We start from the raw sequence: 26753 nt of genomic DNA on the forward strand, positions 1-26753 counted from the left end.
CAACATCCCAAAACCCTTTGTTTGAAATATGAAAATATTTAATTTTTATATTTCAATATAAACAAACCCTTACTAAAAATTAAAAATGTGCAAACAAAAATCCTCAGCAATTCAGGCAGAGGATTCATCATTAATGGAAAGCTTTTATAATAGTGGGGTATATAACAAGGGTAATAATTTGGAGAACAATAATTGCCATAACAATCATGCTAAAATAGAAGATTAGTTTACTTCGCTTCATTAAAAACATAATAATAAGCATCGTACACGCAAACAAACTTAAGAAGAACAAACTCGTTGTCGAACTAAGTATACCACTCGGGACAAAGAACAATAACACTACACTACAAGTACCTATAATTCCAAATAACCATTCCATTCATTCACTCATTCCCTTTCCCTCTCATGGCCGTTTTTTAACTAAGCGATTAAATGTTTTACAACATCAACTACATACGTTAATTTCTCATACGCTACAAATCCAAAAGCAACTGTTAAACCCGTTACGATTAATCCCTTCATCATTTCTTCCTCCTCGTTTTATCGTTGTTACCTTTATTATAGAGGATTAGCAATTTGTTACCATCGAACTTCCTTACAGTTACCTTACAGAATTGTAAGATTTCAAAAGGGAGAGAAAAACACCCCCTATTACTTCAGATGGCATCACGGAATTTCTCTGTAATCACTTGTTTTTCTCGTAGTTATTTTTCAGAGAATCCACCCTTAAACTAATAGATTTACTAAATAACTTAGGATTGAAATAATTATTCGTTACTTTCCTTCACTTACCTTCAAATGTTTTCATTTATAAGAAAACACTGTATTAAAATCGTGTTAATATATTTTTGTACAATTAAGAACTTAAAAGGGGGATTATATATATGTTTAAAAAAATGGCTGCAGATGTATTAGGACTAAGCGATGTAGGATCTGTCATCACACCGAAAGATTACGATAAAGTTGATGCTGATGATTATGTGATGCATGAAGACAGGGAAAAAATTTATTTTCTAATTAAATCAAAATCAGATGAATATTGCTTTACAAACAAAGGATTACTCCACTTAGATGGTACAAGCGCAACGAGTAAAAAACGCACACTACGCCGCTTTAGCTATAGTAAATATCAAATTAAAAACGTAGCACTTGAAACTGCCGGAACAATTGATTTAGATATAGAAATTAAGTTCCAAATGGGAGATGAGCATTATTCAATTGATGTTCATAAAAAACATATTGAAGAATTAAAAGATTTATATAAAGCTTTACTTAAAATAGAAGAAATCGCATACGACAACGATATTACATTGCAGTATGCACACAAAAGTCTAGATATGGCATCTAACGCTTTTAGCCGCATTTCAAACGCACAAGTAAATTTAGCAGAACAGTTTAAAGAAATGAACGAAATCGCCTTTAATTGGCTCGTTGATACGAAGAAACAATATAACGTGAAAGATTATGGTTTTGTATTTGAGAAGTTTATTAATAACTAAACAAAAACCCTTGTTATCAAAAGATAACAAGGGTTTCTTGGCGCCCCAGGAGAGATTCGAACTCCTGAGCACCCATTTCCGTACTATTTTATATATTTTGATCGCAGTCTTAATATATCTTCGCCTTCGCGAATGCCTGCCGATCCCTTCCTCACATTTTTTACGACAGTCCAATCCGGGTTAGTTTCATCACCGATGTTCTGTACTGTAAAGTTGCCATCACCATATTTTCGGTGACCTTCTGCCAATTTCTCCGTTAAATCATTCTCATTTGATCTCGCCATCTTTGCGCCATCTCCCTTTTTTATACAACCTTCTTAAACTGTCCAACCCATCACACGTCCAGTCAATTGGAGATTCTCGCTTTCCGCTTCTATTAATTGTAACACACTGTCGGGGATAAGTTTCGATCACAGCTGCTCAATCGTACTAGAATTGTAAAAAGTTTTATAACATTCTAAGTGATTAATTAGGGGAATCTGGATATGAATTCGAGTTCCATCATAAACCTATTGATTCTTTAAATTAAATATGAGGAACAGGGCGCATAAACGGCGCTCTTTTTAATGCACTTTAATCTGTTGTATATAATAATTATCATATGTTACGTTATATTTTTTACACTTCTTGCACATACATCAATTTTTAGACAAACAAAAAACCTTGTTATCAAAAGATAACAAGGTTTTTTGTTAGCGTCCCAGGAGAGATTCGAACTCCCGACCGTACGCTTAGAAGGCGTATGCTCTATCCGGCTGAGCTACTGGGACATGGAGCGGGTGAAGAGAATCGAACTCTCGACCAGAGCTTGGAAGGCTCTTGTTTTACCACTAAACTACACCCGCATATGTTATTTTGTTTTTCTTCGTTAGCGCTGTTGCCCTATCGACAATATTTATTATATGTATAACCATACATAAAGTCAACACCTTTTTTAAAAGAGGATAATTTTTCTTATCCTCTTTTAAAAACTGCTTGTTCAACTAGTTGTCCGTCTAATGTTTCAAAACGAACTTCCATTTGATTTTCATCCATTTCTAATAAAGCAAATGTCTTTTCTACACGCTGACGTGGTAATAAAACACTGCCTGGATTAATAAATAAAACGCCGTCGATTAATTCTGCACCTAATACGTGAGAGTGTCCGAAGCATGCAACTTGCGCCCCTACCTCTTCTGCGTGGTACGCTAATGTTTGTAATGTCATTTTCACGTTATGACGATGTCCGTGCACAACTACGAAACGAATGCCATCTACATCAGTTACAATTTCATCTTGAAAGTTAGCATAATCACAGTTCCCTTTTACAACATGGAAACCTTGCAGCTCTTCGTGAGCAGGCGTTAGCTCTGAATCACCGCAATGAATCATGATATCTACTTTCCCTTCATATTTCTCTTTTAACTGCTGTAATTCCTTCACAGAGCTATGACTATCGCTTACGATTAAAGCTTTCATCAATCTCTCTCCCTTATTCTCCTAAAAACCATTCAGGGATTTTTTCTTCTAGCTTACGAAGAGCACGTCCGCGGTGACTAATGGCATTTTTCTCATCTGAGCTTAGTTCCGCCATCGCTTTTTTATATTCTTCCACATAAAAAATCGGATCATATCCAAAGCCGTTGTCTCCGCGGCGCTGTTCTAAAATATACCCTTCACACGTCCCGTTTACAATGACAGGCTTTTTATCACCTTCAGGGAAAGCCACTGCTAATGCGCAGTAGAAGCGAGCTTTACGCTTATCAAACGCTATCTCATTTAATTCTTGTAACACTTTATCAATATTCGCTTGATCATCCTTCGGCTCTCCAGCAAAACGAGCTGAATACACACCTGGCTTTCCATTTAAGGCATCTACAATAAGACCTGAATCATCCGCAATTACAATCGCATTCAGCTGTTTGCTCAGACTATCCGCTTTTAAGATTGCATTTTCTTCAAATGTTTCACCAGTTTCTTCGACTTCTTCAATATGAGGAAAATCGTGTAATGATTTTACTTCTAAATCAAATCGCTCAAATAACTCAGCAAATTCACGTACTTTCCCCGTATTTTTTGTCGCTACAACAACTTGTTTCATACTTTCCACCTCTACTCTATATGAGATACGATGTCGCCTAACGCTTCTTTTTGCATGTCAATCAGTTGGAAAACACCTTGTTCCGCAGCATCAAGTAATTCATTTAACTGTGCTCTGCTAAACGTCGCTTCTTCTCCAGTTCCTTGTACTTCAACAAACTGGCCTTTTCCAGTCATAATTACGTTCATATCAACGTCTGCTTTAGAATCTTCTACGTAGTTTAAATCTAAAACAACACCTTGTTCTTCAACAATCCCTACTGACGTTGCTGCTAAATAATCTTTTACTGGAATTTTAGATACTTTTTCTGCTTGTAATAACTTCTCAAACGCTAATACCATTGCTACATATGCACCTGTAATAGAAGCAGTTCTCGTTCCACCATCCGCTTGAATAACATCACAATCAATCCAAACTGTTCTTTCACCAAGTGCTTCTAGGTCAACTACCGCACGTAAAGCTCGTCCAATTAAGCGCTGGATTTCCATTGTACGTCCTGTTACTTTCCCTTTACTTGACTCCCTAATTGTACGTTGTTCTGTTGCACGTGGAATCATCGCATATTCAGCTGTTACCCAGCCCTTTCCTTCTCCACGCATAAACGGCGGGACACGCTCTTCAATTGTCGCTGAGCAAATTACCTTTGTATCCCCAACCTCAATTAATACTGATCCCTCTGGATTTTTTAAATAATTCGTATGAATATGTATATGGCGTAATTCTGTTTTCTCTCTACCATCTACTCGCATAAAAATAACCTCCTCATAACTACTTGTTAGTATAGCCAAATTTAAATGTATGATATGTATACAATAAAAGAAGAGGAACCCAAAAAGCAATTCCCCTTTCTTACTTAAGTATATCAAATTATTGACGATTAAAAACTACCTGTATTCACGTTTTCTGGACGATCTACAGGTTTTATTAACTTTCCGCCCTTTTCATCTATCAGATTCGCTTTACCATTTACTTCAATAGAAACACTTTTCACGCCTTTCTTTTCTGTTAAAGATAAAACTAACGACTTCAATACGTAATTTGAAACCATATTTTTATCTGGGTTTATAAATATATTTTCGTTAAAGTTTAATGTAAGATTTCCATCTTGTAATTTCGGATTCGTAATAAGCTTAACTCCTGGATTAAAATCATTCAGAAGCGACTGATGAATCGGTCCTTTTACAAGCTCATCTATAATTGCTGCATAATCACTTTCTTTCCCTTCCACCACGCGGCGTGTTACCGGTACGTAGTATTGCTGTTTATTATTATTTTGCGCCATAAAATAAAGTGTAACTGGTTTTGTATTTGTCACATCCGCTACTTGTTCATCATCGAAGTTGATACCATTAGCACGGCTCACCCCTTCACCAAGCGGTGTACCGCCAACTGGCATCTTCGCCAATTTCTCGCCATTTATTTGGAACTGCACTTGTTTTACTTCTTTAAACTGCGTCAACGTCCACGCTATTGACTCAACAATTTGACGCTCTTCTTCTTTTGCATAGTTTTTCATTTCTTTAGAGAAATCAATGACTACCGTCCCATCTTTTTTCAAATCTAAGGTCATTGATGTATTCGCTGGAATGACTGCACGGAACCCATTCGGTAATAAATTCGTTACCGGTCCATCTTTCACAAGGTACTCTAACGTTTGCTGCATAACCTCATTTGCTTTTGGAGTAGGTACAGCTAACGTTTGCGGTACAACATAACCATTTTTATCAACAAGGTATAATTCTCTATTCACTGTTTGTCCTTGCTTATCTTTCTTAACTACTTCTTTCTTTCCACCCTCTGTATACGTAACTTGTTTTGGCGGATCAATTTGTTCCGTTGCTTTCTCCTGATTTATAAAGCCACACCCTGTTAGTAAAACAGCGCTCACAGTAGCACCAACAACCCATTTAAAAGTGGATTTAGGCATGCCATTCCCCCCTAAAATCTAAGTTTGTACTATTATGTATACGAGCTGTTTCATGTTTTAGAACAAGCTATGCTTCTTACAAACAAAAAACTCCTGATTTCTCAGGAGTTCACGTATATGAATTCTACTATTATTCTTTTTCTAAATGAATATGTTTTACATTTTCAATCGGTTGGCCAAACCATTTCGATGCAATTTCTTTAAATAGGCCTATTTTCCCTGTTGTTAAGAAGAGATGATCACTTTGTTCTTCTCCCTCATTCAACATTTTACTATGGTATAAAATTGTACTTACTTCGCGCGCTGTTTCATCACCTGAACTAATGAGTTGTACTTTATCTCCCATTACTTTTTTAATAACAGGACCTAAAATCGGATAATGTGTACAACCTAAAATAAGTGTATCAATATCAGTATTTTTCAGCGGTTGCAACGTTTCTCTTACAACTTCATATGCCATTTCACTTTCGAAATTGCCACTCTCTACAAGCTCAACGAAAGGCGGACATGCTAAACTTTCTACCATAACACGGTTATTAATAGACTTTAACGCTTCTTCGTATGCACCACTTTTCACCGTTCCAATCGTTCCAATAATCCCAACATGATACGTGTTTGTCACTTTTAAAGCTGTACGTGATCCTGGGTGAATAACTCCTACCACTGGAATTGGTAATTGTTTCTGCATCTCTTCTAATACAACCGCAGTTGCTGTATTACACGCAATAACTAACATTTTGATATTCAAATCTAGTAAATGCTCCGTCATTTCCCACGTAAATTGACGCACTTCTTCTCGAGAACGTGGACCATAAGGGCAACGTGCCGTATCCCCTAAATATATAATGCGCTCTTTCGGCAACTGACGAATTAATTCCTTCGCTACTGTTAAACCGCCAACTCCTGAATCGATAACACCGATTGCTCTATTCAACTTCATCACCCGTTTTCTCATTCATCATCTTATTTTATCATTATATTTTACACACTTTAAGTTCGCTCACTTAAAGTGCTTCTGTATGAAAATTTTCATTTGTCCCTGTATAGACTAGGACCTTTTTTATTTTGCTCCTTTTTTTCATAATTTGCAAGACAGAAAAATAACCGACCTTCTATACGAAATTCGGTTTCTTCTATAATAAAGTACGTATTTATTGCTCCATCTTTTTTTGAAAAGAAGACATTCCTATTAATAAGAAGAAATGAGCAGAAATTAACATGACAATTAAAATAAAATTCAAACGATAACTATTTGTAGATTCCATAATTTTGCTCGCTACAGCTGGTCCAAATGCCATACCGAAAAAGTTAATTAAATTGTATAAACCAAGACCGACTCCAACTTTAGCTGGATGTAATGTTTTCGGTATAAATGTGTTTACTGATACTTGAATAGCTGAATAACTCATAAACGTTAAAATAATCGCCAATACAATAACAGCAATGTTCCCGTTTGGAATAAGCCCTAAAATTAAAAAGCCAACGATCATAATGGCAGACGCTACATAAATCATATTCACATTTCCAAACGAAGGGACGATCTTTCCAGTAAGAAAACTAGATACAATACCAAAGAGTGATGCAACAAACAGTGCAATTCCGATAACGAATGGAGATAATCCGTGCTCTCTTCCTAACAATAATGGTAATAATAATAAACTAGCGCATAGCGCCACATTCATTATAAATCCGACCGCTATTAAACGAAGAAATGGTTTATTTGTAAACAACTCAATATCAATAAATGGATGTTCCACGTTCTTCATACGAACTGTGAATAAAAATAAGAAAGCAACCGATAACACAAATAGCCAACTATTAATATTTACCCCTAATAAAACAGTCGTAATGAATGCAAATAATAACGCCGCTCCGGTGTAATCAAAATGAAACGCTCCATCCGTATGCTGCGCTTCTTCCGGCATAAATTTTAAAAGCAAGAAAATCCCCACTACTGAAATAACCATAAATAAAAATAAATATGGCCACCCCAATGTGTTCGTAATAGCCCCGCCAACTAAAGGACCAATACCTATTGCTAATGCAATAGAAGAACTAATCATCGCTAACGCACCAGGCTTCTTAGCAGGAACAACTAATTTCTCCACCGCAATCATACTAAGTGCAATAAACGCTGCTCCTCCACTCGCCTGCACTAACCTTGCAAGAATGGTAATCGTATAAGATTGATTCACAAATCCAATAATAGAACCCGCTACAAATATGATAATTGAAATAATTAATAGTTTTTTCACGCTATAACGATCAGCCAGCTTCCCATATATCATCGAGCCAATACCGACAACTAAGGAATACCCTACTACAACCCAACTTACCTTCGATTGGCTAATGGATAAATCACGAGCCATATCCTCTAACGCTACATTAAATAAAACTGCATTCATCGGTCCTAATAAAACGATAAAACATAATGTGAAAACAAACCATTTTGAATGGTTACTTATATCTTTCCCCATGTGTAACACCTCTCCTAATTGTAGTAACTGTAAATAAAAATGAAAAATAAAGTTGTTTAGCTCCTCTATTACCACTAAACAACTTCATCAAATGTATATATTCATCGCGCGACAAACTGAATTTGAAACGAAACATGTACGTTGTTCGATATTCATGGAACTATCATAATTTCAGCATTACAGTTTGTCAACGAAAAATATACAAAGTAAACTAATTAAGTGTTTTTAGTTTACTTTGTATAAAGATTGTTATACACTAATTTCGAATCCGATATAAGGAGGACTGACATGGTTATTCAAATTTGCACTTTCTAACTTAATAAACTCAAGTAAATAAAGAACTTTTATATAGAAGAAACATTACAGGAGGATTATGATGAAGAAAAAAATGTTAGTCGTATTAACGAGCGTAGAAAAATATCCAAATTTAAATCGAGCTACCGGCCTTTGGCTTGGTGAAGCTGTCCATTTCATTAAAAAAGTTGAAGAGGCTGGTTATGAAGTAGATTATGTTAGCCCACAAGGCGGCTATACACCGATTGATCCGCATAGTTTAGCAATGGCGGAGAGCATCGATTGGGAATGGTATCACAAGAAAGAATTTATGAATCGTCTCGGTTCTACAATGAAGCCGAGTGAAGTAAATCCAGAAGACTACGCTGTTATTTATTACGCAGGTGGTCACGGTGTAATTTGGGACTTCCCAGAAAATAAAGAACTTCAAATGATTAGCCGCAATATTTATGAAAATGGCGGAATTGTTTCCTCTGTTTGTCACGGAGCTGCTGGTTTATTTCATATCACATTAAGTAATGGAGAACGTTTAATTAGCGGCAAAAAAGTAACAGGATTCTCAAATGAAGAGGAGAAATTAGCTGAATTAGATCAATTCGTTCCATTTTTAACAGAAGATGAACTCATTAAAAATGGAGGGCTTTACGAAAAAGCTACGCAGCCTTGGGAAGCTTACGCTGTAGAAGATAATCGTGTTATCACTGGTCAAAACCCAGCTTCAGGTGGCCCAGTAGCTGAATTAGTATTACAACACGTAAACAAATAACAGGTAATAAAAAAAGCAGGTTTTCCATTACTATAGGAAAACCTGCTTTTTTACGAAATCATTTGCAAAATAGCAATAACTTCTTTTTCAACTTCAGAATCATCAATTGCTTCTATATACTCTGGTTTAAACAGTTGATACTTCTTCAATTGATAAAAATCAAGTATCGCTTTTTTTAACGTAATATCATACTGAATACAAAAAGAATGATCTATAATACGTCTTAACATCACGTCATCTTGCACCATAAATAATTGTGCGTTCATTTTATTAAAGTAGCCTTGTTCCATACCAGCTTCAAAAAACATTTGCAAATTATGATTACGATTTTGTTGTGCAGCGACTAACTGATCAGATAAGTGCGGATATGCCTCTTTCAAATCTTGTAAAAAAACATCAGAAATATATGTCACACATTTTAAAGAGTGGATAAACGTCTTTTGGAAACGTTCTGCAAAAGACATACTTTCATCTTGATTATCCGCATCTCCTTCAAGAAGGTAGTTCATAAAGTCTTCTACCACAGCTTCAATAATCTCATCTTTTGAAGAAAAACGTTTATATAAAGTAGCTTTACTAATATCCATATATTTCGCAATTTCATCTATTTTCAACTGGCTAAAACTCGTTTTTCTAATAACGGGCTTTATTTTATTAATATAAGTGTTTGCACACGCAACTTTTCTCATTAAAAGAGCCTCCCCTTTTGTCCATACAAAATAGTATAGCAAATTCACGATTAATTATAAATGAAGTCACTATACGCAATACATCTTTTTAGTTTAAGGAGTCATTTATACTATAGAAAAAATGCCCGCTACCTTTATGAGTAGCGAGCACTTTTTCTATAATTTATTTACAGCGCTTCTTATAGCTTTCCCTATTTCCATGCTAGACTGCGGATTTTGCCCTGTAATTAAACGCCCATCTACTACAACATGCGGCGTGAAATTTGGAGCAACATAAAACAAAGCTCCTTCTTCTTTCAATTTACTTTCTAATAAAAAGGGCACTCGATTTTCTAAATGTACAGCTTTTTCCTCATCATTCGTATAACCTGTTATACGCTTACCAGCAACAAAAAACGATCCGTCCTTATTTTTCACACCGACTAAAGAACTTACTCCGTGACAAACAGCTGCTACAATCCTGTTATTGTTGTACATATTCTCAATCAAATTTGCAACATATGGATTACCTGGAAAATCTACAATCGCTCCGTGCCCACCACCAAATAAAACTGCATCATAATCCGAAAAATGAACCGTTGAGATCGGCTTCGTATTTTGCAATAAAGAAGCAACATGCTTAAATTCACGAGGTATCCCGTTCGGAATAGAAACTCTATCAATAGGTACTCTACCACCCTTTATCGACACAATATCAACATCGAACTTAGCCTTTTTAAATACATGATAAGGAGCTGCGAGCTCTTCCAGCCACAAACCAGTCGGGTGTCCATTCATATCATGAGCGCTTGTTGAAACTAACAATATACTTTTCAACATATCCCCTCCTTACTACCTATTTATGTATGGAGTGTTCTTATCATTCATACAGTAAGCGGAAAAAAAACGAGAACAACAAGCTGACCTTTTTTATAAAAGTCTGCTTGTTGTTCTCGTTTGAATTCTTTCGTACAAAGATGTTTACAACCCGATAGCTTTACCTCCAACGCCATGCAATCGTGTTATCCTCCATATGAATAGCAGGTATATCAATCCCTAAATGCCGCTGATTGTCCTCATCAAAAATTGACCAATTTTCTTCATATAAAAATTCAGGGTCTATGCTTTCAAAATCAAATACACTATCTTCATCTACCATCTCACGAAAATATTTTTGGAACGGTTTACTATTCTCGTATAGACGAATTGTTCCATACATCCATGGCATGTCTCCAAAAACATCTTTAATTTCACCTATCTCCATATCCTTAAAATACAACTTCATACTTGCACCTTCTTATTTGTGAATGACAAGGATACCTATCCTAAATACCTCGTCATGTTCTAAAGTAGTTATTTTTTAACGTTTCTTTCTTAAACATATCTTCCCTCTCAAAGTCTGAGATACCTTTTTTAAGTTCAAAATATAAACAGAAAAATAGCCGACTCTTCATTTAAAAGTCGGCTTTCTTTTTATAGTTCGAGCTCTCCCATGCGAAGAAGCTCAACAACTGCTTGTGAACGTCCTTTAACTCCTAGCTTTTGCATTGCGTTTGAGATGTGGTTGCGTACTGTTTTTTCACTGATAAAAAGTTCACCTGCAATTTCCTTCGTTGTTTTATCTTGAACCAGTAATTCAAATACTTCTCTCTCTCTCTTTGTGAGTAACGGTTTAGATTGATACGCTTTTTCCTTCAACTGGTATAACCCTCCTTGCTTAAGCCAGAGCCGTGTATGTGTAAGTTGGGTGTTTATTTAGTCAAGATATTGTATGAACGAAATGTGCAGGTGGTGAATGAAAATGGGCTTTATTTCACATGTTATTTTAGACTTTTATACAGTGCGCACACTGTTTGTATCCACTCACTTTTCTGTACGCCATATTTGTTCTAGTAATATGCTGACAACAGTACCTACGAATAAACCATTTCCGAATATATATTGCATAACAGACGGCAATGATTGAAGTGCTCCAGACGGTAAAAACATAACACCGCTTCCAAATAATACAGCAACTCCTAAAATCGTTACATTCCTTTCGCTCATCGGCACTTGTTTTATATTATGAAATCCAATTCCAATTAGCTGTACGAACGAAGCCATTAAAACCGCAGACGCGACAGCGGATGGCAATGATGCTAAGTAACGAATAATACTCGGAAACAGCGACATTACGACTAGTAACATACATGCTAGTAAGAACGATCGTATATATTTCTGTTTCGTTAAACGTATAAACCCTGCCGTTGCTGGTAATGGCACGACACCTACAGTTGAAAATACAGAAGAAATGATATGCGAAATCCCTCCAACCCACGTTCCATCCTTCAACTGTTTCTGTTCAATAGTCCCTTTTTGAATGGTAGCTTGATTAATTGCTATAATAGCTGCCACTGTATTAGAAACTAAAATACACACCATAACGAAACTTGATACAGCCATACCTGTATTCCACTTTGGAAGTCCCCAAGCAAATATTTGTGGAAGTTGCACAAAATGAGTTACTTGAGATGGAATCGTCACTTTTCCTGCAATTAGAAAAAGAATCCACCCACTAATTAATCCGATTAAAACCGCATAACTTTTGACAAAACCTTTTCCGAAGTTAGATAGTATAATAACGAAAAGAAATATGCTAAATGCAATTATCGCTGTAAATCCATCGATTTGAGAAACAGTAGCAGTAATTCCTAGCATCCCTTTTAGGAATACACCGCTTAATTGTAAACATAATAAAAGTAAAAACGTCCCTGTCACAAGCGGCGTAAATAAAAATAAAATACGTCCTATAAAACCAGTTACTCCTAATCCTATTAAAATAACACCGGAAATTATCATTCCTAATTCTAAAATTTGCAACGTACTATGTAATTGATTTTGTCCGGCCGTTGCGTAAGCAAGTACGGTAAATACTCCAACCCAAGATCCAGCTGGTCCATCCGCAATTGGTAGTCTATGTCCAAGCCACCCTTGTAAAAAAGAAGATATACCAACTACAAAGAATGTACGCTGCATTAAATAAAATATTTCTTCCGTCGTAAGATGAAATAATCCGCCAACGACAATTGGTAATGCGATTGAATTCGCTAATAAAAATATAAACCATTGCAAAGTTCCCATAATATGATTTTGATTATGTTGATTGTCCAATTTTTTCATCCTTCCTAGCTAACCTATAAGAAATACGTTGTAAACACAAAAAAGAAGAGTTCTACACTCACAATTAGAACCCTCATCAAAACATTTAAACGATTCTTTTATACAAGATTATTTAATTCCACCTCACTTAAACTTCCAACAACAATATTCCCTTTATGCACCACTAAACGCTTCTCTGTTTGACGTGCCACCGCTTCAGCAGTACATGTTGCATTCGTCAAAACAAAACTCGCTTCATCTCCTACATTCGGCCATGCTCGCTTCCCTTCATCGTTTAACGTTTCCTTTCCTCCCGTAATAAAGCGAAGGGCTTTTCCTAAAGACCTTTCATCACTCCATCCAAAACGTTCCGCTAATCGATTTGCCTTTTGCAGCATATCACCCGTTCCAAACGGTGACCAATGATCAGTAATACTATCATTTCCTAATGAAACTTTCACACCTTTTTTATCTAATAACGGAATTGGGATTACTTGTTTCCCAATTGGCACCGTTGAAGTAATATCAATGTTTAAAGCAGCTAGTCTTTCCGCCACTTCTTCAGCTTCTTTATCCGTAACACCACCAAGTCCAAGCGCATGACTAATCGTTACGCGCCCTTGCCATCCCGCTGCTTCTGTTAGACTTGCTAATCTCTTCATCGTAAACGTTCCAAGATTATTCGCATCATGCAGATGAATATCAACATCCGCATTAAATTCTACTGCGATATCCATAATAGTATGTAATGATTTTTCAATATCTTTATCCACTGTAGCTGGATCTACTCCACCGACTAGATTCGCACCCATACGCATCGCATCTTTCACAAGTTGCACAGAATTACTACGCAATAATCCATGTTGCGGAAAAGCAACAATTCTACCAGAAACCTGATTTTTATATGTTTCCAATGCCGCTAACGTCGCCTCCAAATTACCAAGTCCAATTACCGGATCCACATTACAATGCGTTCTTATATTCGTTGCACCATTTCGGAGCAATAACGTTAACATATTTTCCGCCCTATCTTGAGCAGTTGCTAATTGCTTCGGCAAAATTTCCTCTTCTTCATTAAAACGTGTGAAAATATTCTCTGCTGGCATACATGCCTTCCAAGGGCCACTATAATAGGTTTTATCAATGTGAATATGCATCTCTTCGAAAGCAGGCAAAATCAATAAACGATTGGCATCAAAAATTGATACCCCTTCCTCTTGAACAGCCCCTACTATTATTTTTTTAATTCGTCCATCTTCAATGAGTAAACTACATAACTCTGTTTCTGTTTGGGAAATTCTCCCCTCTTCATATGTATACCCTGATTCAAGCATTACATTAGTCAACCAATATACTGTCATCTCTATTCCCCCACCCTTTATTAAAAGTTACCTCATACCTCTTACTATAATTTTAATATCAACTGAAAATTAAGACAATTAATACGACTGTTTCCTAAAAAAATTGTAATACAACCGCATAGTCTTCTCATAAATTTCCATATAGAATAGAAGTATATAGTTTGCTAAAAAAGGAGTGAATTGGAAGATGTCAAAAAGATTATATAAATCCGAAACTGATAAAATGCTATTTGGTATATGCGGTGGTTTAGGGGAATATTTTGATATTAGCTCTACCCTCATTCGCATACTTTGGGTCATTGCTGTTTTATGTTTTGGGACTGGTTTTTTAGTTTATTTTATTTGTTTATTACTTATGCCACGTTCGTACTAGTGGCATCCTGCATATACTTAATCGAAATATAAAAAATCACCTATAGAATTCTATAGGTGATTTTTTTATGAAGAATATTTCATCGTTAAATGTAATACTGCTACTTCATCTTCTTCATTTCTATAACTATGTTTTTTGTTCGCTTCAAATTGAATAGAGTCAAACGCATTCAATTCGTATACATCATTTTCCACTTGAATCGATACTTTCCCTTTCATTACCGTTACAAGCTCAATAGCACCTTCATGATGAGCTTCTGGTTCATATATACTATTCGCCCTTAAACAAGCACGATGCATTTCCATTCCTGTTTCTTTCGTATAACGGAACATCGTTTCTAAATGCCATGCTTGTCCTACATCTACTGCAAATCCTTCTCCGCAGCGTGCAACAGCTACAGGTTCTCCAACAACCATCAATCTGGATAAAGGAATCGATAACCCTTTCGTTATTTTCCAAATGACAGCTAACGTCGGATTTGTTTCTCCTCTTTCAATCTTTCCTAATGTTAATTTACTAACTCCTGTTTTTTGGGCTAATTCTTCTAAACTTAATTTTTGTTCATTTCGAATTTGTCTTAATAACTGACCTACTTGCTGAATGACCTCTTTCGTTTGCATATCTTCATGTTCTTTCATCTATAAAACCACCTTAAAGTATAAAATAGTTTACTTTTATCATTTTTAAGTATATCATACTATACATAATCATCAATTTCCGAAAGGAGTGCTACACTTCATGCGCGCAATTTTATTAGGCCTTTTATCATCAGCCTTTTTTTCCGCAACCTTTATTATTAATAGAGCGATGAATGTATCTGGAACGAGCTGGGCTTGGACAGCTTCCTTCCGTTTTTTATTCGCTCTCCCTATTTTATTCCTTATCGTTTTATTTCGCAAAAACTTAAGGGGGTTATGGGAAGAATTAAAGAAACATCCATTAGCGTGGATCGGATGGGGTTCTGTTGCTGGTATTGGATTCTATTCTTTATTAAGTTTTGCAGCTGTCTTTTCTCCAGCGTGGCTCGTTGCTGGAACTTGGCAAGTTACGATATTAGCAGGATTACTTTTATCGCCATTGTTCTTCGTTAAAATAGAAACGAAATCAGGAACAAAACTTGTACGTGGAAAAATTCCACTTCGTAGTTTATATGTTGCATTATTTATTTTACTTGGTGTAATTTGTATGCAAGCGACTGCAGCAGGTCATATTACAATGGCTCAGTTTATTTCAGGATTTTTACCTGTCGTAGTGGCTGCTTTCTTATATCCATTCGGCAACCGAAAAATGATGGAGCTTGTTGGCGGCCGTCTCGATACGTTCCAACGCGTATTAGGAATGGCAATAGGCAGTCTTCCTATAACAATTTTACTTGGTATATATGGATTTTCTACTACCGGTATTCCAACATCAAGCCAAATGCTGCAAGGATTTTTGTTAGCATTATGTTCTGGCGTAATTGCAACGATGACATTTTTCTTTGCTACTGACTTAGCAAAAGATAACCTCGCCCTACTTGGAGCTGTTGAAGCAACACAAGCTGGAACGATGGTCTTTACCGTGCTTGGCGAAATTGTTTTCTTGAATGGTTCATTCCCTGGTGGGCTTTCCCTACTTGGAATGATTATTATTATGTTAGGAATGGTTGCAAATAGCATTTTAAATCGATCTATTCCAATCGTTAAGCAGAAAAAAACAGCATAAAAAGGAGTATGGTTCTATCCCAAAGAACCATACTCCTTTTTTATTGTCCCCCTATTTCGCCTTATCAGAATAGTATTTCATTAGCTGTTTATACTAAAACCTATGTTATAATACGTTTCATGCGCAATATTAGGAGGTAAATTATGTTAAAAAAAGCAATCGCTGAATTTATTGGTACATTTGTACTTGTATTATTCGGAACTGGAGTAGCTGTCATTGGCGGCGGAATTGAAGGAATTGGAACATTAGGAATCGCTATGGCTTTCGGTCTATCTATTGTGGCTATGGCATATAGCATCGGAACAATTTCCGGATGTCACATTAACCCAGCAGTATCAGTAGCTATGTTCATCAACAAAAGAATGAACGCTATGGAACTTTGTTATTATGTATTAGCTCAAATTTTAGGTGGTTTATTAGGAACTGCAACGTTAGTAACGATTTTACGCTCTGCTAAAACACCTTTAGATAATTTAGGACAAAATGGTTTTGGAACTCTTGGTTTATCTGGAGCATTTCTAGTTGAATTCATTTTAACTTTCGTATTCATTTTAGTTATCGTTGCTGTAACAGGTAAAAAAGGAAGTTCTTCTCTAGCAGGATTAGTAATTGGTTTCACATTAGTTTTAGTTCACTTATTAGGAATTCCGTTAACTGGAACTTCTGTTAACCCAGCTCGTAGTATCGCACCAGCTTTATTCGCTGGCGGAGAAGCACTTTCTCAACTATGGGTATTCATCGTTGCACCAATTCTTGGTGGTATCGTAGCAGCTATTGTTGGTAAATTTATTTTAAATACTGAAAAATAGAATTTTCAATATTTCTGAATAAAAAAAGGCGAGCCCTCATTATGAGGTTGCTCGCTTTTTTACTCTTTCATTTTGGACTTTAAGTTTGTAACTAATTGATCTACCGTTACATTTGCAAGTACGTTTTCCATCGCTTCTTGCGCTTGCATTAAAATAATTTCTAATACTGATTGAATATTAGCTCCTACTGGACATTCAATGTTGGGATTTTCATGGAAGGAAAATAGCTGTCCTTCTTCTACAACTTCCACTGCTTTATATACATCAAGTAATGTAATTTCTTCTAAATCACGAGCAAGTGTCGTACCACCTTTACCAGCTTGTACATCAACAAGTCCTGCTCTCTTCAACATTCCTGTAATGCGACGAATCACAACTGGATTTGTATTCACACTACCAGCAATCCATTCAGAGGTACAGCGAGAGTTTCGATCTATCGCAAGTAACGTTAACATATGAACACCTACTGTAAAACGACTACTAATCCCCATCTGCACACCCTCCTTTGTATTCATTCTATTAAAAGACGACTCTTATTATTATATACTATTTTTAATTTATACATAAAGAAAAAGCATGATTCCAATAGGAAATCATACTTTTCTCTCATTATTGACGCTTTATAAACTTCGCTAAATCTTTAAATTTCACTTTATCTGAGTAATTCATTACGCCGTTTACATAAATGCGGCTTGCAAGCATATTGATGATAACGATAGTCACCAATAAAATTACTAACGTCACACCAATTTCGACAGCCCCAGCTTCACCAGCTACAAGTCTTGAAAATGTAACCATAGGTGTAAAGAATGGAATATATGAACTAACTACAGCTAATGTACTATTAGGATCAAATAATGATTTAATACTAATGAAAAATGCTGCTACACCTAACATTGTAATTGGGAACGAAAGAGATTGCACATCCTCAATTTTTGATACAACAGCCCCAACCGCTGCATATAACATTGCATATAGTAAGTAGCCCGTAACAAAATATACAACGAACATACTAATTACTACCGCATCCAATTTAGAAAAGTCTAGTGTAAGTCCTATTAAAGATGCGTTTTCTAAATCTACCCAACCTAATAAATATGGTACAAGAAAGCCGAAGGAAGCAATAACTAGTAATAGTAAAGCACTAGAAACAATTGCTAAAATTTTAGCATGTAGCATTGTTAATGGTTTTACTTTCGGAAGCATTAACTCCATAACACGAGATGACTTTTCAGATGCTATCGTCATCCCAATTGCAGTTCCAAACACAATAATAAACATATATAAGGCAAACGAGAAAACATAACCAATTCCAAAGGAAGATGCATGATCCTTTACTGCCTCTTGCTTTAACGGAATTTCCACCTGTAACTGTTTGGCTACTTCTGCAGATACATTATTTTTTTTAATCATTACCGCTGTATACTGTTCTTTTAAATAACTTGCCATAAGTGTAGCCGTTGATTGGCTCGGAAAACCACTATACATATACGTCACTTCTGGAATACCATTCTTTTCTGTAATATGGAATAAACCGTCTAAATCCCCATCTTCCACTTGCTTACGTAGCTCATTAAATTTATCCTTATTTTCTACAGTTACTTTAGCAGACGGAAGTAACTTTGTTACATCACTTTCTTGCACTTTATAAGTATCGCTTTCAGTTACTACCGCAAATTTATCTTTTCCTTTATCGTTATCAGCAGTGAAATGATTAAATGCGAAAAGCCCAAACACAACTAAAAATAAAATCGCACTCGTAATTAATGATTTTTTAGATAAAAACGCTTCCCTGAAATAAAATGAAAATACATGAGAAAATTTACGCATCGTTATTTCGCCCTCTCTACAAAGATTTCGTTTAACGTCGGCTCTAACATTTTAAATTGTCGTAAGGTAATACCTTGTTCTTGCAATTGTTGCAAAATCCTTAGAGCTTCTGCATCATCTTGTACTTGCACATAAAGAAGGCCTTGTTGTTTTTCATACGATACATGTATAGCTTCTAATCCCTTCTCATTCTCTTCTGTATCTTCAATCGTTAAATTACGGAAACCGTATTCTTTTTTAATATCACTTAACTGGCCTTTTACGACTGCTTCGCCTTTTTTCAAAATACATACATGTTGGCAAAAAGCCTCTACTTGTTCCATACGATGACTGGATAAAATAATTGTCTTTCCGCTCTGTACTTGTTCTTCAATAATGCTAGCTAACATCCCAGCATTAACTGGATCCAGTCCGCTAAATGGTTCATCTAAAATGAGAAGTTCAGGATTATGAAGAAGAGCAGCAATTAATTGGATTTTTTGCTGATTTCCTTTTGAAAGCTCTCCTGCCGTTTTAAATTTATATTCCGGTATCGCTAATCGCTCTAACCAGTGATCAATAGCAAGGTCTACTTCTTTTTTCGTCATTCCTTCTAATCTACCAAAATATCGCAACTGATCTATTACTCTACTTTTTGTATATAAACCTCTCTCTTCTGGTAAGTATCCAATTGTTACCCCACTAGTCCCAAATGATTTTCCATCCCATGTAATAGATCCTTCATTAGGCGTTAATAATCCGAGAAGCATTTTGATTGTCGTTGTTTTCCCTGCACCATTTCGCCCAAGTAATCCTAGCACTTCACCTTTAGGTAACGAAATTTGCAAGCCGTTAACTGCTTTTGATTCCCCAAATAGTTTCGTTAAGTTTTGAATTTGTAAACTCAAAGTATAAAGCCTCCCCTTTAGTATCATTCATACTCTCTTTCAAAGACTATGTTTATGTAGGATAAAATATAGCACTACGCTTCATCCTTTTAATATGTAGCACCGTCTTAATCCATCATTTGTTCTATTTAGTTAAAATTGTAAATAATATCATGTGATTTGTCAATTATAATTGTCATTTCGACAATAAAACTTGTCAAAATGATTCCCAACATTTTTCTCATCTTTCTAATATAGGACATACTACTATATATACAAAAGACAATATGCAAATGTTCATACAAAAAATATTATTTTTCGATATATAATATTAACTGATTTTCTAACATCGAGGAGGATACATATGAAGATGAAGAGGCGCATTACCACTTTATTATCTGTAGCAGTTCTATCTACATCGCTTGTAGCATGTTCAGGAACACAAGAGAAAACTGTGGCGAAAGAAGAGAAGGCAAAATTAACAGACCAGCAATTAATGGCTGATTTATGGTATCAAACAGCTGGTGAGACGAAAGCACTTTACTACCAAGGATACAATATCGGTCAATTAAAGCTCGATGCAATTCTTGCAAAAGGGACAGAGAAAAAACCTGCTATCGTACTGGATTTAGATGAAACTGTTTTAGATAACAGTCCTCATCAAGCAATGAGTGTAAAGACAGGAAAAGGCTATCCTTACAAATGGGATGACTGGATTAATAAGGCTGAAGCTGAAGCTCTTCCAGGCGCAATTGATTTCTTAAAATATACAGAATCTAAAGGTGTAGATATTTACTACATCTCAAATCGTAAAACGAACCAACTAGATGCAACAATTAAAAATCTTGAGCGTGTAGGTGCTCCTCAAGCAACGAAAGAACATATATTACTACAAGATCCGAAAGAAAAAGGAAAAGAAAAACGCCGTGAACTCGTTTCGCAAACACATGATATCGTCTTATTCTTCGGCGATAACTTATCTGATTTCACTGGTTTTGATGGAAAATCTGTAAAAGATCGAAATCAAGCAGTCGCAGATTCAAAAGCACAATTTGGTGAGAAATTTATTATTTTCCCGAATCCGATGTATGGTGATTGGGAAGGCGCTTTATATGATTATGATTTCAAAAAATCAGATGCAGAAAAAGATAAAATCCGTCGCGACCACTTAAAATCATTTGATGCAAAATAAAGAGGATGGCATTCGCCATCCTCTTTTATTTTACTTTCTCTGTTAAAGGCAAGATAAATACTTCCACACGTCTATTCTTTGCCTTTCCTTCTTGTGTATCGTTTGGAGCAATCGAACGGTATTCTCCGTAACCAATCGCACTAAATTTTTCTGGTTGTAATTCTTTATTTTGCAGTAATACTTGCATAAAATTAACTGCCCGCTGCGTACTTAATTCCCAGTTTGACGCAAACTGCGCATTGGCAATAGGGACATTATCCGTATGACCCGATACTGTAATTTCACGAGGTGACGCTGAAACAAGTAAGCTAGACATCTCTTTTGCAATCCCTAAAGATTCTAATTTCACATCTGCTTTCCCCGAATCAAACAGTATATTCTCTAATATTGTCACCATTAATCCCTTTTCAGTTAATTTAGTTTGAAAAGAAGAGGATAATTGTTTCTCATTAATATATTGATCAATCTTTTTTTGTAATGCTTTCAATTCATCCATCTCTTTTTTTTCTTTCGCTCTAGCTTCTTCTTGTTTTTTTGCTTGTTCTGCCTCAAGGCTACTTGCCGATAACTCTTTCTCTTCATTCGGCTTCTGATCACTCAAAAATTCTTTATTTCCTGTTCCACCTGCTAGTTCACTTCGAAACGCTACCGCCATCTGTTTGAACTTCGCAGCATCTATACTACTCATTGCGAATAAAACGATAAACAATGCAAATAACAACGTTAACATATCAGAATAAGGGATTAACCAAGTTTCGTCGATATGCTCATCATGTTTTTTCTTTTTGCCTCTTCTATTTTTCTTACTCCGCATTTTTTTCTGCTCCTTTTTCTAGCTTTTTACGCTCAGTTGCAGAAAGTGAACCTAAAATGCGGTTCTTCATAATAAACGGATATGTACCCTCTTGTAACATTAATAAACAATCAATAATTAAACGTTTTTTCTCTAATTCAGCTGCAGATTTTTGCTTTAATTTATTTGCAAATGGATGCCATAATACATAGCCTGAAAAAATACCAAAAATCGTTGCAATAAACGCACCCGAAATAGCATGACCTAACTTTTCAATATCAGTTAAATTGCCAAGTGCAGCTACAAGACCAATAACAGCACCTAAAACCCCTAATGTCGGTGCATATGTACCAGCTTGAGAAAAAATTGCTGCTCCTTTTGCATGCCTTTCTTCAATTGCTTCTAATTCAGCTTCTAAAATCTGCTCTAGATCTTCTGCGGATACGCCATCAATCACAAATTTCATACCACGCAAAAGAAATTCATCTTGAATTTTGTCTAATTGTTGCTCTAAAGACAAAATACCATATTTTCTACTTTCTGATGTCCAATGAACAAACAATTCTAGCAACTGTTCATAACTTAAATCCTTTTTATTTGAACCAAAAAGAACTTTAAATAATTTTGGAACCCTTTTTAGTTGATTCATCGGAAATGCTATACATACTGCAGCAAATGTACCGATAAAAATAATTAATGCTGCGGCAGGATTCAATAAGGCATTTACGTCAGCGCCCTTGACGACCATCCCTACTACCACTGCTACAAATCCTAAAATGAGTCCAATAATTGTTGCAAAATCCATTCCCATTCACTCCTAGTCTATACAAGAAGTTCTTTATTCTCGATAATCGCTACATCTTCTTATGTATATATATTACATAAAAAATTCATTTCATGAAAGATAAGAAATGAATTAAATGAAAAAATACTACAATTTCACACATTTTCTGACATTTTCTTTGCATTTCTATTACGTTACGACTCTTATATTTCTTTTTCAACAAACTAGACTTATAATAAAAACAATACATATTTTATGAAGAAAGGACTGTGATTACAAGGCATCATGAAAAAAATAATCATTATTTCTGCCGCTACTATTGTAATCGGTATCACTTCTTTCGCTTACTTTGGTTCTAAATCACCGCTACAAAATGGGGCGAAAGCTGTCGAAAGTCAACAGCATAGTAATCACCAAAAAGAAGAGATTCCTGCTTTTCCAAAAGCTGATCATAATGCAAAGAAACTAGACAATGATTTTTCCGTTGTAACAAATCCAGAGTCTAATCTTGTCTTAGTTAATAAACACCGAAAACTACCAGACGGATACACACCTGAAGACTTAACAAGACCAAACGTACCATTTACTAGTCCAAAAGATAAAGAAAAAACATTGCTGCGTAAAGATGCTGCAGATGCGCTTGAAAATATGTTTGAAGCGGCAAAGAAAGAAGGGCTTGAACTTACAGCTGTATCTGGTTATCGTTCCTACAAACGCCAAAAATCATTACATGATACATACGTTAGACGTCAAGGAAAAGCTGAAGCTGATTCAGTAAGTGCCATCCCGGGTACAAGTGAACATCAAACTGGTTTAGCAATGGATATTAGTTCAAAATCTGCTAAATTCCAATTAGAGCCTATTTTTGGAGAGACAGCCGAAGGAAAATGGGTTGCAAAACATGCCCATGAATTTGGCTTTATCATTCGTTATTTAGAAGATAAAACAGAAACAACAGAATATGCATACGAACCGTGGCATTTGCGCTACGTGGGCAATCCATACGCTACATACATATATAAACATCATTTAACATTAGAAGAAGCGATGGAAGACAAAAAATAAGAGAGCAAATTGCTCTCTTATTTTTCTTTCACTCTATCATTGTAGTAATTTTTTCTTCCACTCTTCAGGCCACGGTTCGCCTCTTCCCGTTTTTTTCGATGCTTGAACCATCATTCCACGACCAACTAAACAAACTTCTCCTGCTGCATTCTTCACCATATAATGCAAATCTAAAGAAGAATTCCCAACCGATCCCGCTTTTACATATACTTTCAACTGTTCATCAAAATATATTTGCTTAATAAAATTGCATTGTAAATCTGCAACAACGATCATCGTTTCTGATGATGCATGCGTCCATTCTTGCATAAATCCAAGTTCTTTAAACAATGCGATACGTGCTTCTTCAAAATAAGTAAAGGCAACGACATTATTTACATGTCCAAACATATCTACTTCACCAAAACGAACTTTCACAGGATTATAAAATGAAAAACCACTTTCCCATTGCTCAAAGTCTTCAATATAAGAAATTCTCTTCATTGTTCCCTCTCCTTTTCGCCTTAAAATAAACAGAATAAACAGAAAAATAAAGTTATAAATATTGCCTCTTCAACATGAAGAGGCAATATTTATTAATAGTTATTGTCGCTACCAAAGAAATCTTTGAACGATTGAATTGTTGTATCACGGTTTAATGCCGCAATTGAAGTTGTTAATGGAATACCCTTTGGACATGATTGCACACAGTTTTGAGAGTTACCACAGTTTGCAAGTCCTCCATCTCCCATAATTGCACGTAAGCGATCTGCTTTATGCATTTCACCCGTTGGATGTGAGTTGAATAAACGAGCTTGTGATAACGGTGCTGGTCCAATAAAGTCAGATTTACTATTTACGTTTGGACATGACTCTAAGCAAACACCACATGTCATACATTTTGAAAGCTCATAAGCCCATTGACGTTTCTTCTCAGGCATTCTTGGTCCTGGTCCTAAGTCATACGTACCATCAATTGGAATCCAAGCTTTAACGCGTTTTAGAGCGTTAAACATGCGACTACGGTCAACTTGTAAGTCACGTACAACTGGGAATGTCTTCATCGGCTTTAAGCGAATTGGTTGTTCTAACTGATCGATAAGAGCTGTACATGATTGACGTGGTTTTCCGTTAATCACCATCGAACATGCGCCACATACTTCCTCTAAACAGTTCATATCCCATGCAATCGGAGTCGTCTGGTTTCCTTTTGAATCAACAGGATTACGACGAATTTCCATCAGTGCCGAAATAATGTTCATATTTGGACGATATGGAATTTCAAACTCTTGGTCAAACTCTTGTGCATCTGGTCCATCTTGTCTCGTAATGATGAGGCGGATTGTTTTCTCAGACATGTTGCTTATCCCCCTTCTCTTCACCCTTAGCAGCTACATCATGTTTTGAGGAATAGTCACGTTTACGTGGTTTAATTAATGAAACATCCACTTCTTCGTAATGGAATGCTGGTGCTTTTCCTTCTCCCTCAAATTTCGCCATCGTAGTTTTTAAGAAGTTTGCATCATCACGATTTGGGAATTCTGGTTTGTAATGTGCTCCGCGGCTTTCATTACGGTTATATGCGCCAATTGTAATAACACGTGCTAACTCAAACATATTTGCAAGTTGGCGTGTAAATGAAGCACCTTGGTTACTCCATCTCGCTGTATCGTTAATGTTAATGCGTTTGTAACGCGCCATTAACTCTTCAATTTTCGCATCAGTTTCTAGTAATTTTTTATTTTCACGAACTACTGTAACGTTATCTGTCATCCATTCTCCAAGCTCTTTATGAAGAACATATGCATTTTCGTTACCATCAAGCGTTAAAATATTGTTAAATTTCTCTGTTTCGATTAATTCATTTTGCTCATATACAGTAGATGAGACAGCATCAGATGATTTAGAAAGACCTTTCATATACTCAATTGCGTTCGGTCCTGCTACCATACCACCGTAAATTGCTGATAATAGTGAGTTCGCACCAAGGCGGTTACCACCGTGCATAGAATAATCACACTCACCTGCTGCAAATAAACCAGGAATACTTGTCATCTGCTTATAATCAACCCATAGTCCGCCCATTGAATAGTGAACTGCTGGGAAGATTTTCATTGGTAGTTTACGAGGATCATCACCTGTAAACTTCTCATAGATTTCAATAATTCCACCAAGTTTAATATCTAGTTCTTTCGGATCTTTATGAGAAAGATCTAAGTACACCATGTTTTCACCGTTAATACCTAGTTTTTGCTCTACGCAAACATCAAAGATTTCACGCGTTGCAATATCACGAGGTACAAGGTTTCCGTAAGCCGGATATTTTTCTTCTAGGAAGTACCATGGTTTACCATCTTTATATGTCCAAACACGGCCACCTTCACCACGTGCAGATTCACTCATAAGACGTAATTTATCGTCTCCAGGAATTGCCGTTGGATGAATTTGAATGAACTCACCGTTTGCATAATATGCGCCTTGTTGATATACAGCAGAAGCTGCTGTACCTGTATTAATAATAGAGTTAGTTGATTTTCCAAAGATGATACCAGGGCCCCCTGTTGCCATAATCACGGCATCAGCTTGGAAACTTTTAATCTCCATTGTTTGTAAGTCTTGTGCAACGATTCCTCGGCATACACCTTCGTCATCCACAACAGCTCGTAAGAAATCCCAACCCTCGTATTTCGTTACAAGTCCTGCTACTTCGTGACGACGTACTTGCTCATCTAATGCGTATAGTAATTGCTGTCCAGTTGTTGCACCAGCAAATGCTGTACGGTGATGTTGTGTTCCACCAAAACGACGGAAATCAAGAAGTCCTTCTTCCGTACGGTTGAACATAACACCCATACGGTCCATTAAATGAATGATACCAGGTGCTGCTTCACACATTGCTTTAACTGGTGGTTGGTTCGCTAAGAAGTCCCCACCATAAATTGTATCGTCAAAGTGAATCCATGGAGAATCCCCTTCACCTTTCGTATTTACGGCACCGTTAATTCCACCTTGGGCACATACAGAATGCGAACGTTTTACTGGTACTAAAGAAAACAGTTCAACATTTACTCCTGCTTCCGCCGCTTTAATCGTTGCCATTAAGCCAGCCAAGCCACCGCCGACTACTATAAGTTTCCCTTTCATGCTC

General features: G+C 36.2%; 30 protein-coding genes and 2 tRNA genes. 7 read left to right on the forward strand and 25 right to left on the reverse strand.

What is annotated here, in order from left to right; all coding sequences use genetic code 11:
- Positions 1-130 precede the first annotated feature (130 nt).
- Positions 131-379 carry a hypothetical protein gene (locus tag MHB74_RS21990; protein WP_081110174.1) on the reverse strand — a complete coding sequence of 83 codons (249 nt, stop codon included), beginning with the start codon at positions 377-379 and terminating at the stop codon, positions 131-133.
- Positions 380-884: 505 nt separating this feature from the next.
- On the opposite strand from MHB74_RS21990, the gene MHB74_RS21995 reads away from it, so the two are divergent.
- Complete coding sequence (locus MHB74_RS21995; protein ID WP_061677120.1) at positions 885-1499, forward strand: PH domain-containing protein; 615 nt, start codon at positions 885-887, stop codon at positions 1497-1499.
- Between the two features lie 83 nt (positions 1500-1582).
- Here the strand turns inward: MHB74_RS21995 and MHB74_RS22000 are convergent, their stop codons facing one another.
- From MHB74_RS22000 to MHB74_RS22040, 9 genes are all read right to left on the reverse strand, one after another.
- Positions 1583-1783: a hypothetical protein gene (locus MHB74_RS22000; protein WP_000124458.1), complete on the reverse strand. Its 201-nt coding sequence runs from the start codon at positions 1781-1783 to the stop codon at positions 1583-1585.
- A 412-nt stretch (positions 1784-2195) separates the two neighbouring features.
- A tRNA-Arg gene (locus tag MHB74_RS22005) sits at positions 2196-2269 on the reverse strand.
- A gap of 1 nt (position 2270) precedes the next feature.
- Positions 2271-2344: transfer RNA gene (locus MHB74_RS22010), tRNA-Gly, on the reverse strand.
- Positions 2345-2453: 109 nt separating this feature from the next.
- Positions 2454-2957: a metallophosphoesterase gene (locus tag MHB74_RS22015; protein WP_061677117.1), complete on the reverse strand. Its 504-nt coding sequence runs from the start codon at positions 2955-2957 to the stop codon at positions 2454-2456.
- A gap of 13 nt (positions 2958-2970) precedes the next feature.
- Positions 2971-3579: an XTP/dITP diphosphatase gene (locus tag MHB74_RS22020; protein WP_061677116.1), complete on the reverse strand. Its 609-nt coding sequence runs from the start codon at positions 3577-3579 to the stop codon at positions 2971-2973.
- 11 nt (positions 3580-3590) lie between these two features.
- A complete protein-coding gene (rph, locus tag MHB74_RS22025; RefSeq protein ID WP_061677115.1) occupies positions 3591-4328 on the reverse strand; it encodes a ribonuclease PH in 738 nt (245 codons plus the stop codon).
- A 128-nt stretch (positions 4329-4456) separates the two neighbouring features.
- Positions 4457-5506 carry a spore germination protein GerM gene (gene gerM / locus MHB74_RS22030; protein WP_061677114.1) on the reverse strand — a complete coding sequence of 350 codons (1050 nt, stop codon included), beginning with the start codon at positions 5504-5506 and terminating at the stop codon, positions 4457-4459.
- A gap of 130 nt (positions 5507-5636) precedes the next feature.
- Positions 5637-6446 carry a glutamate racemase gene (gene racE, locus MHB74_RS22035; RefSeq protein WP_000774000.1) on the reverse strand — a complete coding sequence of 270 codons (810 nt, stop codon included), beginning with the start codon at positions 6444-6446 and terminating at the stop codon, positions 5637-5639.
- A gap of 211 nt (positions 6447-6657) precedes the next feature.
- Positions 6658-7983 (reverse strand): MFS transporter, encoded by a 1326-nt coding sequence (locus MHB74_RS22040; protein ID WP_061677113.1) that lies wholly within the window; start codon positions 7981-7983, stop codon positions 6658-6660.
- Positions 7984-8359: 376 nt separating this feature from the next.
- On the opposite strand from MHB74_RS22040, the gene MHB74_RS22045 reads away from it, so the two are divergent.
- The gene (locus tag MHB74_RS22045; protein WP_061677112.1) at positions 8360-9043 is read left to right on the forward strand and encodes a type 1 glutamine amidotransferase domain-containing protein; all 684 of its coding nucleotides are present in this window, start codon (positions 8360-8362) and stop codon (positions 9041-9043) included.
- A 50-nt stretch (positions 9044-9093) separates the two neighbouring features.
- Here MHB74_RS22045 and MHB74_RS22050 read toward each other — a convergent pair whose 3' ends face one another.
- The 6 genes from MHB74_RS22050 to MHB74_RS22075 form a co-directional block, all read right to left on the reverse strand.
- Complete coding sequence (locus MHB74_RS22050) at positions 9094-9732, reverse strand: TetR/AcrR family transcriptional regulator (protein WP_061677111.1); 639 nt, start codon at positions 9730-9732, stop codon at positions 9094-9096.
- A 156-nt stretch (positions 9733-9888) separates the two neighbouring features.
- Positions 9889-10551, reverse strand: a complete 663-nt coding sequence (locus MHB74_RS22055; RefSeq protein WP_061677110.1) for a type 1 glutamine amidotransferase domain-containing protein — start codon at positions 10549-10551, stop codon at positions 9889-9891.
- Positions 10552-10708: 157 nt separating this feature from the next.
- Positions 10709-10996: a hypothetical protein gene (locus tag MHB74_RS22060; protein ID WP_061677109.1), complete on the reverse strand. Its 288-nt coding sequence runs from the start codon at positions 10994-10996 to the stop codon at positions 10709-10711.
- Between the two features lie 188 nt (positions 10997-11184).
- Positions 11185-11409, reverse strand: a complete 225-nt coding sequence (gene gerE / locus MHB74_RS22065) for a spore germination transcription factor GerE (RefSeq protein ID WP_000659484.1) — start codon at positions 11407-11409, stop codon at positions 11185-11187.
- A gap of 165 nt (positions 11410-11574) precedes the next feature.
- Positions 11575-12870 carry a purine/pyrimidine permease gene (locus MHB74_RS22070; RefSeq protein WP_061677107.1) on the reverse strand — a complete coding sequence of 432 codons (1296 nt, stop codon included), beginning with the start codon at positions 12868-12870 and terminating at the stop codon, positions 11575-11577.
- A 98-nt stretch (positions 12871-12968) separates the two neighbouring features.
- Positions 12969-14210 (reverse strand): amidohydrolase family protein, encoded by a 1242-nt coding sequence (locus MHB74_RS22075; RefSeq protein ID WP_061677104.1) that lies wholly within the window; start codon positions 14208-14210, stop codon positions 12969-12971.
- A 187-nt stretch (positions 14211-14397) separates the two neighbouring features.
- Here MHB74_RS22075 and MHB74_RS22080 point away from each other — a divergent pair, with 187 nt between their 5' ends.
- On the forward strand, positions 14398-14583 hold the full coding sequence (locus tag MHB74_RS22080) for a PspC domain-containing protein (RefSeq protein ID WP_000044433.1): 186 nt from the start codon (positions 14398-14400) through the stop codon (positions 14581-14583).
- A gap of 65 nt (positions 14584-14648) precedes the next feature.
- Here MHB74_RS22080 and MHB74_RS22085 read toward each other — a convergent pair whose 3' ends face one another.
- Positions 14649-15221, reverse strand: coding sequence for a helix-turn-helix domain-containing protein (locus MHB74_RS22085; RefSeq protein WP_061677102.1), 573 nt, complete (start codon positions 15219-15221; stop codon positions 14649-14651).
- 100 nt (positions 15222-15321) lie between these two features.
- Here MHB74_RS22085 and MHB74_RS22090 point away from each other — a divergent pair, with 100 nt between their 5' ends.
- Both MHB74_RS22090 and MHB74_RS22095 read left to right on the forward strand, forming a co-directional pair.
- Positions 15322-16287: a DMT family transporter gene (locus MHB74_RS22090; RefSeq protein WP_061677100.1), complete on the forward strand. Its 966-nt coding sequence runs from the start codon at positions 15322-15324 to the stop codon at positions 16285-16287.
- Between the two features lie 143 nt (positions 16288-16430).
- Positions 16431-17096, forward strand: coding sequence for an MIP/aquaporin family protein (locus MHB74_RS22095; RefSeq protein ID WP_000913204.1), 666 nt, complete (start codon positions 16431-16433; stop codon positions 17094-17096).
- Positions 17097-17155: 59 nt separating this feature from the next.
- On the opposite strand, the gene MHB74_RS22100 is transcribed toward MHB74_RS22095, so the two are convergent.
- From MHB74_RS22100 to MHB74_RS22110, 3 genes are all read right to left on the reverse strand, one after another.
- Positions 17156-17587, reverse strand: a complete 432-nt coding sequence (locus MHB74_RS22100) for an Rrf2 family transcriptional regulator (RefSeq protein WP_000512998.1) — start codon at positions 17585-17587, stop codon at positions 17156-17158.
- A gap of 118 nt (positions 17588-17705) precedes the next feature.
- The gene (locus MHB74_RS22105; protein WP_061677098.1) at positions 17706-18926 is read right to left on the reverse strand and encodes an ABC transporter permease; all 1221 of its coding nucleotides are present in this window, start codon (positions 18924-18926) and stop codon (positions 17706-17708) included.
- A 2-nt stretch (positions 18927-18928) separates the two neighbouring features.
- Positions 18929-19813, reverse strand: a complete 885-nt coding sequence (locus MHB74_RS22110; RefSeq protein WP_061677097.1) for an ABC transporter ATP-binding protein — start codon at positions 19811-19813, stop codon at positions 18929-18931.
- A gap of 343 nt (positions 19814-20156) precedes the next feature.
- Between MHB74_RS22110 and MHB74_RS22115 the strand changes: the two genes are divergently transcribed.
- Positions 20157-20984: a 5'-nucleotidase, lipoprotein e(P4) family gene (locus MHB74_RS22115; protein ID WP_061677096.1), complete on the forward strand. Its 828-nt coding sequence runs from the start codon at positions 20157-20159 to the stop codon at positions 20982-20984.
- Positions 20985-21009: 25 nt separating this feature from the next.
- On the opposite strand, the gene motB is transcribed toward MHB74_RS22115, so the two are convergent.
- A complete protein-coding gene (gene motB / locus MHB74_RS22120; protein WP_001256741.1) occupies positions 21010-21798 on the reverse strand; it encodes a flagellar motor protein MotB in 789 nt (262 codons plus the stop codon).
- The gene (gene motA, locus MHB74_RS22125) at positions 21788-22582 is read right to left on the reverse strand and encodes a flagellar motor stator protein MotA (RefSeq protein ID WP_048562183.1); all 795 of its coding nucleotides are present in this window, start codon (positions 22580-22582) and stop codon (positions 21788-21790) included. The genes motB and motA overlap by 11 nt, the downstream gene beginning before the upstream one ends.
- Positions 22583-22846: 264 nt before the next feature.
- Between motA and MHB74_RS22130 the strand changes: the two genes are divergently transcribed.
- Positions 22847-23626: a M15 family metallopeptidase gene (locus tag MHB74_RS22130; RefSeq protein WP_061677095.1), complete on the forward strand. Its 780-nt coding sequence runs from the start codon at positions 22847-22849 to the stop codon at positions 23624-23626.
- 36 nt (positions 23627-23662) lie between these two features.
- On the opposite strand, the gene MHB74_RS22135 is transcribed toward MHB74_RS22130, so the two are convergent.
- The 3 genes from MHB74_RS22135 to sdhA all read right to left on the reverse strand — a co-directional run bounded on the left by MHB74_RS22135 (position 23663) and on the right by sdhA (position 26749).
- A complete protein-coding gene (locus MHB74_RS22135) occupies positions 23663-24109 on the reverse strand; it encodes an acyl-CoA thioesterase (RefSeq protein ID WP_000822734.1) in 447 nt (148 codons plus the stop codon).
- A gap of 92 nt (positions 24110-24201) precedes the next feature.
- Complete coding sequence (gene sdhB, locus MHB74_RS22140) at positions 24202-24963, reverse strand: succinate dehydrogenase iron-sulfur subunit (protein ID WP_001291830.1); 762 nt, start codon at positions 24961-24963, stop codon at positions 24202-24204.
- Positions 24956-26749, reverse strand: a complete 1794-nt coding sequence (sdhA, locus tag MHB74_RS22145) for a succinate dehydrogenase flavoprotein subunit (protein ID WP_061677094.1) — start codon at positions 26747-26749, stop codon at positions 24956-24958. Before sdhA ends, sdhB begins: the two co-directional genes overlap by 8 nt.
- Positions 26750-26753 lie beyond the last annotated feature (4 nt).

Origin of the sequence: Bacillus sp. FSL K6-0069 (assembly GCF_038007785.1) — a bacterium.
Taxonomy (GTDB): Bacteria; Bacillota; Bacilli; order Bacillales; family Bacillaceae_G; genus Bacillus_A; species Bacillus_A mobilis.

Excerpts from the sequence above, each read along its gene's own strand:
- MHB74_RS21990 (WP_081110174.1), bottom strand. The coding sequence starts at position 379 with ATGGAATGGTTATTTGGAATTATAGGTACTTGTAGTGTAGTGTTATTG.
- MHB74_RS21995 (WP_061677120.1), top strand. The coding sequence starts at position 885 with ATGTTTAAAAAAATGGCTGCAGATGTATTAGGACTAAGCGATGTAGGA.
- MHB74_RS22000 (WP_000124458.1), bottom strand. The coding sequence starts at position 1,783 with ATGGCGAGATCAAATGAGAATGATTTAACGGAGAAATTGGCAGAAGGT.
- MHB74_RS22015 (WP_061677117.1), bottom strand. The coding sequence starts at position 2,957 with ATGAAAGCTTTAATCGTAAGCGATAGTCATAGCTCTGTGAAGGAATTA.
- MHB74_RS22020 (WP_061677116.1), bottom strand. The coding sequence starts at position 3,579 with ATGAAACAAGTTGTTGTAGCGACAAAAAATACGGGGAAAGTACGTGAA.
- rph (WP_061677115.1), bottom strand. The coding sequence starts at position 4,328 with ATGCGAGTAGATGGTAGAGAGAAAACAGAATTACGCCATATACATATT.
- gerM (WP_061677114.1), bottom strand. The coding sequence starts at position 5,506 with ATGCCTAAATCCACTTTTAAATGGGTTGTTGGTGCTACTGTGAGCGCT.
- racE (WP_000774000.1), bottom strand. The coding sequence starts at position 6,446 with ATGAAGTTGAATAGAGCAATCGGTGTTATCGATTCAGGAGTTGGCGGT.
- MHB74_RS22040 (WP_061677113.1), bottom strand. The coding sequence starts at position 7,983 with ATGGGGAAAGATATAAGTAACCATTCAAAATGGTTTGTTTTCACATTA.
- MHB74_RS22045 (WP_061677112.1), top strand. The coding sequence starts at position 8,360 with ATGAAGAAAAAAATGTTAGTCGTATTAACGAGCGTAGAAAAATATCCA.
- MHB74_RS22050 (WP_061677111.1), bottom strand. The coding sequence starts at position 9,732 with ATGAGAAAAGTTGCGTGTGCAAACACTTATATTAATAAAATAAAGCCC.
- MHB74_RS22055 (WP_061677110.1), bottom strand. The coding sequence starts at position 10,551 with ATGTTGAAAAGTATATTGTTAGTTTCAACAAGCGCTCATGATATGAAT.
- MHB74_RS22060 (WP_061677109.1), bottom strand. The coding sequence starts at position 10,996 with ATGAAGTTGTATTTTAAGGATATGGAGATAGGTGAAATTAAAGATGTT.
- MHB74_RS22070 (WP_061677107.1), bottom strand. The coding sequence starts at position 12,870 with ATGAAAAAATTGGACAATCAACATAATCAAAATCATATTATGGGAACT.
- MHB74_RS22075 (WP_061677104.1), bottom strand. The coding sequence starts at position 14,210 with ATGACAGTATATTGGTTGACTAATGTAATGCTTGAATCAGGGTATACA.
- MHB74_RS22080 (WP_000044433.1), top strand. The coding sequence starts at position 14,398 with ATGTCAAAAAGATTATATAAATCCGAAACTGATAAAATGCTATTTGGT.
- MHB74_RS22085 (WP_061677102.1), bottom strand. The coding sequence starts at position 15,221 with ATGAAAGAACATGAAGATATGCAAACGAAAGAGGTCATTCAGCAAGTA.
- MHB74_RS22090 (WP_061677100.1), top strand. The coding sequence starts at position 15,322 with ATGCGCGCAATTTTATTAGGCCTTTTATCATCAGCCTTTTTTTCCGCA.
- MHB74_RS22095 (WP_000913204.1), top strand. The coding sequence starts at position 16,431 with ATGTTAAAAAAAGCAATCGCTGAATTTATTGGTACATTTGTACTTGTA.
- MHB74_RS22100 (WP_000512998.1), bottom strand. The coding sequence starts at position 17,587 with ATGGGGATTAGTAGTCGTTTTACAGTAGGTGTTCATATGTTAACGTTA.
- MHB74_RS22105 (WP_061677098.1), bottom strand. The coding sequence starts at position 18,926 with ATGCGTAAATTTTCTCATGTATTTTCATTTTATTTCAGGGAAGCGTTT.
- MHB74_RS22115 (WP_061677096.1), top strand. The coding sequence starts at position 20,157 with ATGAAGATGAAGAGGCGCATTACCACTTTATTATCTGTAGCAGTTCTA.
- motB (WP_001256741.1), bottom strand. The coding sequence starts at position 21,798 with ATGCGGAGTAAGAAAAATAGAAGAGGCAAAAAGAAAAAACATGATGAG.
- motA (WP_048562183.1), bottom strand. The coding sequence starts at position 22,582 with ATGGATTTTGCAACAATTATTGGACTCATTTTAGGATTTGTAGCAGTG.
- MHB74_RS22130 (WP_061677095.1), top strand. The coding sequence starts at position 22,847 with ATGAAAAAAATAATCATTATTTCTGCCGCTACTATTGTAATCGGTATC.
- MHB74_RS22135 (WP_000822734.1), bottom strand. The coding sequence starts at position 24,109 with ATGAAGAGAATTTCTTATATTGAAGACTTTGAGCAATGGGAAAGTGGT.
- sdhB (WP_001291830.1), bottom strand. The coding sequence starts at position 24,963 with ATGTCTGAGAAAACAATCCGCCTCATCATTACGAGACAAGATGGACCA.
- sdhA (WP_061677094.1), bottom strand. The coding sequence starts at position 26,749 with ATGAAAGGGAAACTTATAGTAGTCGGCGGTGGCTTGGCTGGCTTAATG.